6 protein-coding genes are annotated in these 11,756 nt (G+C 64.1%); 2 read left to right on the forward strand and 4 right to left on the reverse strand.

Going from position 1 to position 11,756, the window contains the following annotated elements; genetic code table 11:
* Nucleotides 1-19: 19 nt before the first annotated feature.
* Genes KEC45_RS19775 through KEC45_RS19785 form a run of 3 tightly spaced genes read right to left on the reverse strand, consistent with a single transcriptional unit; the run spans nt 20 to nt 5,808 of the window.
* On the reverse strand, nt 20-1,423 hold the full coding sequence (locus KEC45_RS19775; protein ID WP_062186071.1) for an efflux transporter outer membrane subunit: 1,404 nt from the start codon (nt 1,421-1,423) through the stop codon (nt 20-22).
* The gene (locus KEC45_RS19780) at nt 1,420-4,620 is read right to left on the reverse strand and encodes an efflux RND transporter permease subunit (RefSeq protein WP_252171257.1); all 3,201 of its coding nucleotides are present in this window, start codon (nt 4,618-4,620) and stop codon (nt 1,420-1,422) included. Before KEC45_RS19780 ends, KEC45_RS19775 begins: the two co-directional genes overlap by 4 nt.
* Nucleotides 4,621-4,626: 6 nt before the next feature.
* Entirely contained in the window at nt 4,627-5,808 is a 1,182-nt protein-coding gene (locus KEC45_RS19785) for an efflux RND transporter periplasmic adaptor subunit (protein WP_062186067.1), read from the reverse strand.
* Between the two features lie 365 nt (nt 5,809-6,173).
* Between KEC45_RS19785 and KEC45_RS19790 the strand changes: the two genes are divergently transcribed.
* Nucleotides 6,174-8,783: a TonB-dependent receptor gene (locus tag KEC45_RS19790; RefSeq protein ID WP_193749228.1), complete on the forward strand. Its 2,610-nt coding sequence runs from the start codon at nt 6,174-6,176 to the stop codon at nt 8,781-8,783.
* An 83-nt stretch (nt 8,784-8,866) separates the two neighbouring features.
* Entirely contained in the window at nt 8,867-10,546 is a 1,680-nt protein-coding gene (locus KEC45_RS19795; RefSeq protein ID WP_252171258.1) for a glycoside hydrolase family 55 protein, read from the forward strand.
* A 3-nt stretch (nt 10,547-10,549) separates the two neighbouring features.
* On the opposite strand, the gene KEC45_RS19800 is transcribed toward KEC45_RS19795, so the two are convergent.
* A complete protein-coding gene (locus KEC45_RS19800) occupies nt 10,550-11,605 on the reverse strand; it encodes a LacI family DNA-binding transcriptional regulator (protein ID WP_062186062.1) in 1,056 nt (351 codons plus the stop codon).
* Between the last annotated feature and the right edge of the window lie 151 nt (nt 11,606-11,756).

The raw sequence follows: 11,756 nt of genomic DNA on the forward strand, positions 1-11,756 counted from the left end.
ATGGTGCAGCTAGAAAGGGTTAGCGAGCGACTGTCGCGATTCCCGCGCTGCTGTCGCCGCCCAGCGTACGGAACAGAGTGATTCGCGTGCTAACGAGCAGCAATTGCGTTCCGATCTCGCTCCGCCGCGCCGAATAGAGGCTGCGCTGCGCATCGAGACTGGAGAGGAAGCTGTCGACGCCCCCCTTGTAGCGCGCATCGGTGAGCGTTGCCGTGTCGCTTGCGGCTTCGGTGTTCGCAGCGGCGGCGCGGACCCGCTCGGATATCGTGCCCTGCACCGCGAGTGCGTCGGCGACCTCGCGGAATGCGGTTTGGATAGCGCCTTCATAGCCCGCGAGCGCGGCATCGCGCTGCGCCTCGCTCACTGCGACCCCCGCGCGGCGGCCGCCGGCGTCGAAGATCGTCGCCGTCGCATCGCCGCCCGCCGACCAGTTGAACGACCCGCTGTCGAACAAACCGGAGAGCGCGTTGCTCGCAAAACCAAGCAAACCGGTGAGCGAGATCGACGGGAAGAGCCGCGCGCGCGCGACGCCGATGTCGGCATTGGCGGCGCGGAGGCCATATTCGGCTTCGATCACGTCGGGACGGCGGAGCAGAATCTCCGAACTGACTCCGGCGGGCAGCGACACGATCGACGGCGTTACTTCGGTGAGGCTCAGGGGGAGCAGGGCGCGGTCGATATCGCCGCCGACGAGCAGGCGGATGAGATTCTCGTCCTGCGCGAGTGCGGTCCGTTGCTGCGCGATCGAATCCTCGGCGGTCGCGAGTATCTGTTCGGCCTGGCGCAGGTCGGTGCGCGGCGCGACGCCGCCGTCGAGTCGCGCCTTGGTCAGCCGCACGCTTTCGCGGGCATTCGCGGCAGTGTCTTCGGCGATTTTCAGCAGGTCGCGGTCGGCGCCATAGGTCGCCCAGGCGTCGGCGAGATTGGCGATCAGCGCGAGGCGTACGGTACGCGACGCCGCCTCTGTACCAAGTGCGCGATTGCGGTCGGCCTCGGTCGCATTGGCGAGCTTGCCGAACAGGTCGAGTTCGAAGGCGGTAATGCCGCCGCGCAGCGAGAAATCGCCGCTGCCGTTCCCGGTTCCACTATCCGAATAGTCCGCGCCGGCATTGATCCCGAGTTCGGGGAATTGCCCCGACCGCGTGACGCGCACCTGCGCACGCGCCGCGGCGACATTGGCATAGGCGACGCGCAGGTCGCGGTTGTTGGCTAGCGCCTGATCGGTCAGCGCCTGTAGCCGCGGATCGGTAAAGACGCTTTTGTACGAGAGGATCGGAAGCGCCGCCTCGCTCTGCAGCAGATAGGCGTCGCCGGCAGGCCAGCTTTGTGGGACAGGCAGGGCCGGCAGCACCGTCTTCGGCGCGAGCGAGCAGCCCGCGAGCGCGAGCGTAGTGGCGAGGAGGAAGGCACGGGTGCCAATCATGCCGGCACCTCGGCCGAGCCTTCATCCTTATTCTTGCCGAACCGCGCACGCGCCGCCGCAAGCCCGTCGCGCACGCCACGGCGGACGAGGACGAAGAAGAGCGGAATGAAGAAGATTGCGAGGAAGGCGGCGGTGAGCATGCCGCCGATCACCGAGGTGCCGATCGCGACGCGGCTGTTCGCGCCGGCGCCGGTCGCGATGGCGAGCGGCAGCACGCCGAAGATGAAGGCAAAGCTCGTCATCAAAATCGGGCGCAGGCGGATACGCGCCGCGGCGATAGCGGCCTCGATCACGCGCTTGCCCTTGCGTTCTTCCTGTTCAGCGAACTCGATCATCAGGATCGCATTCTTTGCGGCGAGGCCCATTGTGGTGAGCAGCCCGATCTGAAGATAGACGTCGTTTTCGAGACCGCGCAGATTGACGGCAAAGATAGCGCCGATCAGACCGAGCGGAATGACCAAGATCACCGCGAGCGGGATCGACCAGCTTTCGTAAAGCGCGGCGAGGCAGAGGAAGACGACGAGCAGCGACAGGCCATAGAGCAGGGGCGCCTGCCCCGAGGAGAGGCGCTCCTGATAGGAGGAGCCCGACCAGGCGACGCTGGTGCCGGGGATTTCGCCCGCCATCCGCTCCATCTCGTCCATCGCCTCGCCCGAGCTGGTGCCCGGCGAGGGCTGGCCCGAGATTTCAAAGGCGGGCACGCCCTGGAAGCGCGAGCTGCTGCTCGGCGTCGTCGACCAGCTCGTCTTGGCAAAGGCAGAGAAAGGCGACATTTCGCCGTCGGCCGAACGGACAAACCATTGGCCAAGATCTTCGGGACGCGCGCGATAGGGGGCGTCGCCCTGAACATAGACGCGCTTGACGCGGCCCTTGTCGATGAAGTCGTTGACATAGCGCCCGCCCCAAGCGGTGGAGAGGGTCGAGTTCACGTCGGCATTGTTGATGCCATAGGCGGTCAGCCGCTGTGTATCGACGTCGATCTTGAGCGTCGCTACGTCGGGCAAGTCTGACAGGCGCACCGAAGTCAGCTTGGGATTTTCATTCGCCATTGCGAGCAGCTTGTCGCGCGCTTCGGCAAATTCGGCGCGGCTCATCCCGCTGCGGTTCTGGAATTGCATCGTAAAGCCCGACGAATCTCCGAGGCCGCGGACCGCGCCGGGGACGAGCGCGAAGATCTGGGCATCGCGCAGGCCGCTCAGCGCCTTGCGCGCGCGCTCTGCAATCGCGTCGGCGGTGTTTTCCTTGCCCGGACGGTTGTCCCAATGGGTGAGGTTGACGAAGCCCTGGCCGGTATTCTGCCCCGCCGCGGCGCCGCCACCGCCGCCTGCGATCAGGAACAGCGCCTGCGTGTTCGCCTTTTCCGACGTCAGCATATATTTTTCGATCGCGTCGCGCACTTCGAGCGTCCGGCCCTGCGTCGCGCCCGCGGGTAGGCGGAACTGGACCTGCACGCGCCCCTGATCCTCATTGGGCAAAAAGCCGCTCGGCAGCCGCAGGAAGAGGAAGGCGAGCGCCACGAGCAGCACCGCATAGATGCCGAGGAACAGCCATTTGCGGTCGACGACCTTGGTGACGCTGCCGACATAACGTTCGACCGTGCGGTCGAAGCGTGTGTTGAAGCCATTTTTGGCGCGCTCGAAAAAGGCATGGACGCGCGGGAAGCGGCCGCCGTTTGCGGAGGCATCGCCGTGGCTCTTCGGCTTGAGCAGGGTAGAGGTAAGCGCAGGGCTCAGGATGAGTGCGACGAGCACCGACAACGCCATTGCCGAGACGATAGTGACGGAGAATTGGCGATAGATGACGCCGGTCGACCCGCCGAAAAAGGCCATCGGCATAAACACCGCCGACAGCACGAGCGCGATCGCGATCAGCGCGACCTGCAGTTCCTTCATCGACTGGATCGTCGCGTCACGCGCCGACATGCCGGGATTTTCTTCCATCAACCGCTCGACATTCTCGACCACGACGATCGCGTCATCGACGAGCAGGCCGATCGCGAGCGTCAGCCCGAACAGCGTAAGCGTGTTGATGCTGAACCCCAGCATATAGAAGATCGCGAAGGTGCCGAGCAGCACGACGGGCACCGCGATCGCGGGGATCAGAACCGCGCGCCAACTCTGCAGAAAGACGAACATCACGAGGATGACGAGCAGGATCGCCTCGAACAGCGATTTCTGTACCTCGCTCACCGACAGCTTGATGAACTCGGTCGAATCATTGGCATAGCTGTAGGTGAGGCCGTCAGGGAAATCGGCGGCGAGTTCCTTCATGCGCGCCTTGACCCGGTCGGCGGTTTCGAGCGCATCGGACCCCGGCGAGAGCGAGATCGACATGCCCGCACCCGGATGTCCGTTAATGCGGCTGACGACGGCATAGCTTTCGGCGCCAATTTCGACGCGCGCGACATCCTTGATCCGTACCGTCGCGCCATCGGGCAGCGTCTTCAGCACGATATTCTCGAATTCCGGCACCGTCTGCATGCGCGATTGCGCGGTGACGGTCGCGTTGAGCATCTGCCCCTGCGGCGAGGGGAGGCCGCCGACGTCGCCCGCGGCGACTTCGCTGTTCTGCGCCGTGATTGCCGAAATCACGTCGCTCGGCATCAACGACACGGCCGCGAGCCGCTGCGGATTGAGCCAGATGCGCATCGCGTGCGGCGCGCCAAAGATATTGACCTCGCCCACCCCTTCGACCCGCGACAGCGGGTCCTGGATATTCGACGCCATATAGTCGGAGACGTCCTGATTCACGCGCGTATCGGTCGAATCATAGACGCCGACGAGCAGCAGCGTGTCCGAGTTCGACTTTGTAACGCGGAGGCCCTGCGCCTGCACCTGTTGCGGCAGGCGTGACAGCGCCGACTGGATCTTGTTCTGGACCTGCACTTGCGCGATGTCGGGGTCGGTACCCTTTTCGAAGATCGCGGTGATATTCGCCTGTCCGCGCGAGCTCGACTGCGAGCTGAAATAAAGAAGGCCGTCGATTCCCGTCAGCTGCTGTTCAAGCACCTGCGTCACGCTGTTCTCGATCGTCTCGGCCGACGCGCCCGGATAGCTGGCGCGAATATTGACCTGCGCCGGTGCGATGTCGGGATATTGCTCGATCGGCAGGGTGAATAGCGCGCCCACGCCGCCGAGCATGACGATGATCGCCAGCACCCAGGCGAATATCGGCCGGTCGATGAAAAGGCGCGACATAAGAGGTTACTTGCCCTTTGCCTGGGCGTCGCCGCCCTTGGCCGGTGCGCCGACGCGCTGCGCGCTGTTCGCCGGGACCGGGCGGATCGGTGCACCCTGCCGCAGATTGCCGATGCCCTGCGTAATCACCCGCTCGCCGGGCTTCAGCCCGTCGGTAATGACCCAGTTGGGGCCGGACGTGCGGTCGGCGACGATCTTGCGCCGGGCTGCCTTATTGTCCTTGCCGACCAGATAGACAAAGGCCGACCCGTCGAAATCGCGCTGCACCGCGGCCTGCGGCAGCAGGATTGCTTTCGGGTTCACCGCCTGATCGAACAGGGCGGTCACGAACATACCGGGCAGCAATATGCCCCGGGGGTTGGGGAAGCGCGCGCGCAGCGTGACCGTGCCCGTCGCCTCGTTCACCGTGACATCGGAAAACTGAACGGTGCCGGCAAAGGGATAGGCGCTGCCATCCTCCATGCGCAGCCGGACCGAGGTGCTGCCCGCGGTCACTCCGCCGCTTTCGATCGCCTGCCGCAACGTCGTAAGCTCCGCGCTCGACTGCTGCATGTCGACATACATCGGGTCGGTTTGCTGGATCACCGCGAGCGGGGTCGCCTGGCTGGCGCTCACGAGTCCGCCCGGCGTGACAAGGCTGCGCCCGATCCGGCCGCTGATCGGCGCGGTAATCGTCGCGAAGCGCAAGTTGATGCGCGCGGTTTCTAGTGCGGCGCCATTCTGGGCGATTGCGGCTCGCGCCATGCGCGCCTGTGCAAGCGCATCGGTATAATCCTGCTCGGCGACCGCTTGCATCTTTGCGAGCGGTTCGAGCCGCCGTGCGCGTTCCTCGGCGGCCTGCGCGCTGGCGCGCGCGCTCGCCAGATTGGCGGCGGCCTGATCGACGCCGGCCTGATAGAGGCTCGCGTCGATCTGATAAAGCGGCTGACCCGCGCGGACGAAGCCGCCTTCGGTGAACAGGCGGTGGCGGATCAGGCCGTTCACCTGCGGACGCACTTCGCTCGTCTCGAACGCGACGGTGCGCGCGCCGAGCGACGAGGTCACGGGCACCGGCTCGACCTTGACGGTAACATAGCCGACCTCGGGCGCGCCGCGGCCGCCCTTTTCTTCTTCCGCAGTGCAGGCGGCCAACGACAGCGCGATGGCGCACAGCGCTCCGACGCGGAGCAGCGGCCTCTTGTCCAGCATAAAGGTCAATCTCGTTTCGGGTCGCAGCGGAAAGGGAGGTTTTGCGCCTATTCAGCCCATTGCCCCCCTGCTGGCAAGTGCAATGGGCGCGATGAGACAATTTGCGACAATTTTTCCGTCAGTCAGGCCCGATCGGGACATGAGGCAAAGTTGTCATACTACCAGGGTAGTTGTCATACAATTATCGCTTGACAGGGGCGTGGTAGTTCCCGCATCATTCGTGACACCGGTTACCAGTTCCGGGCAACGAAATAGAAAAGGGGAGGGCGACCGATCGCGCCGCGAAGCCGCGGTCGGCAGGCGCCACCTCCGTGGGAAATCATGGGCGAACGGGCATGGTCCGCCGCCGGCGTGGGAGGATGAAAATGGCGATTCAGGCAAGGCGGGGTATCCGGACATTGGCGAAATTGGCGGGCGGCGCATCGCTCGCGGTGCTGGCGATGTCGCCGGCACACGCACAGGATGCGGCGCCCCCGGCGGACGACGACGCGATCGTCGTCACCGGCATCCGTGCCTCGCTCGAACGCGCAGCCGATATCAAGCGCGAAGCCGAGCAGGTGATGGACGTCATCACCGCCGAGGATGTCGGCAAGCTTCCTGACGCGAACGTCGCCGAAGCGCTGCAGCGCGTGACCGGCGTCCAGATCACCCGCGTCTTCGGCGAGGGTCAATCGGTCTCGGTGCGTGGTCTTCAGCAGGTCCGCGTCGAAGTCGACGGCCGCACGCTGCTCGGCTGGTCGGCCCGCCTGTCGCCGCCCGAGAACGACCAGCTCGGACGCTCGTCGGGCCTCGATTCGGTGCCATCCAGCCTGTTCGGCCGCCTCGAAGTCCGCAAGTCGCCGCTCGCGAGCAACGCCGAGGGTGGGCTGGGCGGCACCGTGAACCTCGTCACGCCGAAGCCGCTGTCGTTCAAGGAGCCGACGATCTCGGTCCGTGCGCAGGGCGTCTATTCGGAAAACAGCGACAAGTTCGAACCCGCGATCACGGGTTTTGCGACGACCAAATTCGCCGACGACCGGATCGGCGTGATGATCGCGGGCGAATATCAGAAGCGCACGTCGAAGACACAGACGTTCGAGCGTAACAATTTCCTCAACCGCACCTACACCGGCACCGGTGGCGGCGTGGTCCCGACCCCGGTGCTGCTGCAATATGAGGAATTCACGGTCGACCGTTCGCGCCTCGGCCTCAACGGCGCGATTCAGTTCGAGGTGACGCCGGAATTCACGATTACCGCCGATGCGCTTTATTCGAAGCTCAAGACCGGTCGGCGGCAGGACTTTTTCGCTTTCCGCCTGCCCACCGGTGCCAACCCCGTCACCAACCGCATCGTCGAGGACGGCGTGGTCGTCGCGGGCAACGCCAATGGCACCGTCACCACCGCTGGGCAGATCCGCAACGAGCCGACCGAAAGCTTCCTCTATGGCCTCAACGGCAAATATGAGGGCGACAACGGGCTGACGATCGAAGCCGACGGCTATTACAGCAAGGGTACGATCGACCAGACGATCCAGATCATCACCTTGCAGGGGACCGCGCTGGTTCCGGGCGCATTCGATTTCCGCGACACCACCATCCCGTCGCTGACGCTGACCGGGCCGTTCAACCCGACCAGCTATGCGTCGTACAACCCGGCCACGAACGGGGTACGCAGCAATCGCCTTATCGGCCTGCTCGACGAATATACGGGGAAGCTCGACGTCAGCTACGAAACCGGCGGCGTCACGATTGCCGCGGGGGTCCGCTATACAGACCTCCATGCGCGCTCGAATGCCTTCCGCAGCCAAGTCACTCCGACCCGCGCCGAGATCGAGCCCTATCTGAAGCTCGTCGATGCGGGCGATTTCCTGTCGGATATTCCGGGAACCTTCCCGCGCAGCTTTCTGAGCACCGCGCCGACATTCGACTACGTGTTCAACCGTGCGCAGGCCGCCGAACCCAATCCGAATGCGAACGGCCGCTCGACCCTGCTGCCCAATCTCCAGCGCGATTATGATTTCAGCGAAAAGACGCTCGCCGGTTACCTGATGGTGTCGGGCGAGGGCGAGATTGCCGGGATCCCGTATAAGGCGAACGCCGGCGTGCGCATCGCATCGACGCGGCTGTCGGTCGACAGCTATGTCAATGTCGGCACCGTCAGCACGCTGCGCACCGACAAGAATCGCTATACGAACATACTGCCCAGCGCGAATATCGCGTTCAACGTCAGCGACGACTTCCTGATCCGCGTGTCGGGATCGCAGACGATGCAACGCGCGTCGATCGCCGACCTTGCACCCTCGACCTTCTTCAACGCGACCAACCTTTCGGTCACCGGGGGCAATGTGAATCTGGAGCCGCCGATCTCGACGCAGGCCGATATCAGCTTCGAATATTATACGGGCAAAAGTTCGCTGATCTCGGGCGCGGTCTTCTACAAGGACGTCAAAAATTTCATCGCGAGCTTTGTGACCACCGGCGTCGACACGACGCTCGACCCGCAGGGGCGTGAACTGACTTTCTCGCGCCCCGAAAATCTGTCGAGCGCGAAGATCAAGGGCTTCGAAATCGGCATCCAGCAGTTCCTCGACTTCCTGCCCTCGCCGCTCGACGGTTTCGGCGTGATCGCAAACTACACCTATTCGGATTCGGAGGACAGCGCGGGCTTCCCGCTCGTCGCGGTGTCGAAGAACAGCTACAACCTCGTCGGCCTGTATGAGAAGGGCCCCTTCTCGGCGCGCATCGCGTATAACTACCGCGACGAGGCGGTGTTCGAATTCTCCGAAGGCCGGCCGAGCTTCGTCGGCTCGCGCTCGCAGCTCGACGCGCAGGTCGGGGTCGACATCACGAAGAATATCGCGCTGTCGCTCCAGGCACAGAATCTGATGCCCAAGAAATCCGCGACGACCGAGTATAGCAATTTCAACACGACCGCGCTCAACAGCTATGCCCTGTCCGAGCGGCGTTTCTCCGTCGGCGTGCGCGCGAAGTTTTAAAAGAGGTCCCCGGACCGGCGGCCCCGACCTTTTTTCGGGTCGTGCGCCGCCGGTCCACCGGATCACAAGGAGTGTATCGGATTATGGTTTCGGGTGATCGGCGCGCGCGCCTTGTTTCGGTTCTGGCGCTCGGCGCGGCGCTCACTCTACCAGTTCAGGCGCAACCGGCGAAATTGCCCAAAATCCTGTCGGACCCTGCGACGGCGGCGGCAAACCCGCTGCCCGACTTCAGCTACGCCGGTTATGGCTTCGGGGTGGCGCCGATCCCCGCCGATGCGGGCACGATCATCGACGTGACCGATCATGGCGCGATCCCCGACGATGGACTCGACGATAGCAAGGCGGTGCTGCGCGCGCTCGCCGCAGCAAATGCGGTGAAGGGCAAGGTGACGCTGCGTTTCCCGAAGGGGCGCATACAGATCACCGAAGTGTTGCGCATCACGCGCAGCGACATCACCCTGGACGGTGCGGGCAATGGCGCGGGCGGCAGCGAACTCTGGTTCCCGCGGCCGCTGAAGCTGATCGACAAAAGCCACGATTATGACGAGCTGCGCGAATATCTGGTGCGCGAGAAGAAGCAGCAGGTCGAGCCCGAGCATAATATCGACTATCTGTTCACCGAATATACCTGGGCGGGCGGGATGATCTTTGTCGCGCCGGCGGGCGGCCGGCCGGTCTCTTATGACGGGACAAAGGATGTCCGCGACCCGGTGCTCGCCAACGGTGTATCGGGCAAGCAATTCGCGCGAACGCTGACGGTAAACGATGCATCGAAGCTTAAGGTCGGCGATGTCGTGCAGCTACAATGGTTCTCGGTTGACGGACCCAAAAGCCAGATATTGAAATCGCTCTATGGCGATACCGACCTGCCGATCGGCTCGCATCATTGGACCTTCCCGAACCGGCCGGTGGTCGCGCAGGCGACGCGCGTCGCGGCGGTGCGCGGCAAGACGGTCACGCTCGGCGATCCATTGCTTCACGATGTCCGTGCGGACCAGCCCGCGGTCGTCGCCGACTGGACGCATCTTTCGAATGTCGGCATCCAGAATCTGCGGCTGCAATTCCCCGAGGCGCCAGCGTTCGGCCATCATCTCGAGCAGGGCTATAACGGCATCTATATGACCGGCGTGTTCGACGGCTGGGTCAAAAAGCTGACGATCGACCGCGCGGACAGCGGCATCCTGACCGACAATGCCGCGAGCCTGACGATCGCCGACATCACGACGACGGGCGACCGCCGCGCGCATTATTCGGTGCATGTCGGCGCCGTGCACAATGTGCTGGTCAAGGATCTGAAGGTCGAGAATCCGGTCGTTCACCCGGTGAGCATCAACACGCGTTCGACGCGTTCGGTCTTCCTGCGTTCGGTCGTCGACAAGGAGGCGATCATCGATCAGCACAGCGGATCGAACCATCAGAATCTGTTCGACGCGATCGAGATGCATATCGATCCGAAGCAGGGCAAGGACGGCTGGCATTACCAGCTGTGGGTCGGCGGCGGCGCACCCTATTGGAAGCCGGGGCATGGGCTCTACAACACGCTGTGGAATGCAAAGCTGGTGGTGCCCGAAAGCGTGCCCGCCGATGCCACGGTTGCGATCACGAGCGGCCTCGAAGGTCCGGGCGAGCGGATCGTCGGGCTGCATGCGAACCGCAATATCACGGTCAGCTATGATCCCGCGCCCTATATCGAGGGGACGGGGCAGGCGGTCGATGCGGCGCCGTCGCTTTACGAATATCAGCTCGCGCGCCGGCGGCGCTGAGGATTAGCGCCCCGGCGGCGGCGCGACCGACTGCCGCTCGACGAAGGTCGAGGCGAGGACGTTGCTCTCATCGTCGCCGCCCTTGGTGCCCGGACTGAGGAAGTCGGGGACGAGCGTCTGCGCGGCGCGGATGCCCATCTCGCGGATCGGCCAGCGCACCGTGCTGAGCGCGGGCCAGATATGCGTCGCCGTCGGACTGTCGTCGAAGCCGATAATGGACAATTCGCCGGGAACCTTGATTCCCTTTCCGTGCGCAACGCTCATCACGCCCGCCGCCATCTCGTCGTTCGAGCAGAAGACCGCGGTCGGCGGCGCGGGCAGCGAAAGCAACGCCTCACCGGCCTCGATCCCGGCGGTATAGCGGTAGTTGCCCGGCGCATAAAGTTCGGCGGGCAGGTCGAGCCCTGCCTCGGCCAGCGCCTCGCGGAAACCCTCTTCGCGCTCGGCCGCCGAACGGAAGCCGACGGGGCCGCGCACGAAACCGATCCGGCGATGGCCGAGAGCGACCAGCCCGCGCACCGCCTCGGCAACCACCTCGCGGTCGTTCGACGAGATACAATGCTTCGCATCGTCGATCCGCGCCGACCCGATGCGCACGTAACGCACGCCAAGATCCTCGCAGAGCGCGGCAAGATCGTCATTCTCAGAAATCGGCGGCAGCAACATCGCGCCGATCGGGCGCTGTTTTTCCAGGAAAGTGCGGACATCGTCGAGCATCTTGTCCGACCCGCGATCGACCGGACGGACGAGCAGCGCAAGATCGCTGTCCTTGATCGCGTCGAGCACGCCGCGCTGAAAATTGAGCACGGTCTGCGCATTCGGATTGTCGTGCAGCAGCGCGATCAGGAAATTCCGGCGAAAGGCGAGCGCGCGTGCCTGCGGATTGGGGACGAAGCCAAGCTGCTCGATCGCCTTTTCGACAGCCGCGCGCGTCTTGTCGGTCAGGAATTCGGAGCGGTTGATCACCCGGCTCACGGTCTTTTTCGAAACCCCTGCAAGCGCTGCGACGTCGTTGATCGTCGGTTGCTTGCTCCCCGGCCCCTTATTCTGTGCCGCCATATTCTGTCTTTCCCCTGCAAGCCTCTGGCCCGGCTCGCGCTTTCCCTGCAGATGGGCGCTCGAAAGCGTAAAATCAACCGCCCGGCGGGGGTGCCAACACCTCTTGACACCGGTTACCATCAAATCTAGCAAGGCAGCAAGCCAGAAATAT

This window comes from Sphingopyxis sp. USTB-05 (assembly GCF_023822045.1).
GTDB lineage: Bacteria > Pseudomonadota > Alphaproteobacteria > Sphingomonadales > Sphingomonadaceae > Sphingopyxis.

Bases quoted from the DNA above. Each gene is read 5' to 3' on its own strand.
- KEC45_RS19775 (WP_062186071.1), bottom strand. From the start codon at position 1,423: ATGATTGGCACCCGTGCCTTCCTCCTCGCCACTACGCTCGCGCTCGCG.
- KEC45_RS19780 (WP_252171257.1), bottom strand. From the start codon at position 4,620: ATGTCGCGCCTTTTCATCGACCGGCCGATATTCGCCTGGGTGCTGGCG.
- KEC45_RS19785 (WP_062186067.1), bottom strand. From the start codon at position 5,808: ATGCTGGACAAGAGGCCGCTGCTCCGCGTCGGAGCGCTGTGCGCCATC.
- KEC45_RS19790 (WP_193749228.1), top strand. From the start codon at position 6,174: ATGGCGATTCAGGCAAGGCGGGGTATCCGGACATTGGCGAAATTGGCG.
- KEC45_RS19795 (WP_252171258.1), top strand. From the start codon at position 8,867: ATGGTTTCGGGTGATCGGCGCGCGCGCCTTGTTTCGGTTCTGGCGCTC.
- KEC45_RS19800 (WP_062186062.1), bottom strand. From the start codon at position 11,605: ATGGCGGCACAGAATAAGGGGCCGGGGAGCAAGCAACCGACGATCAAC.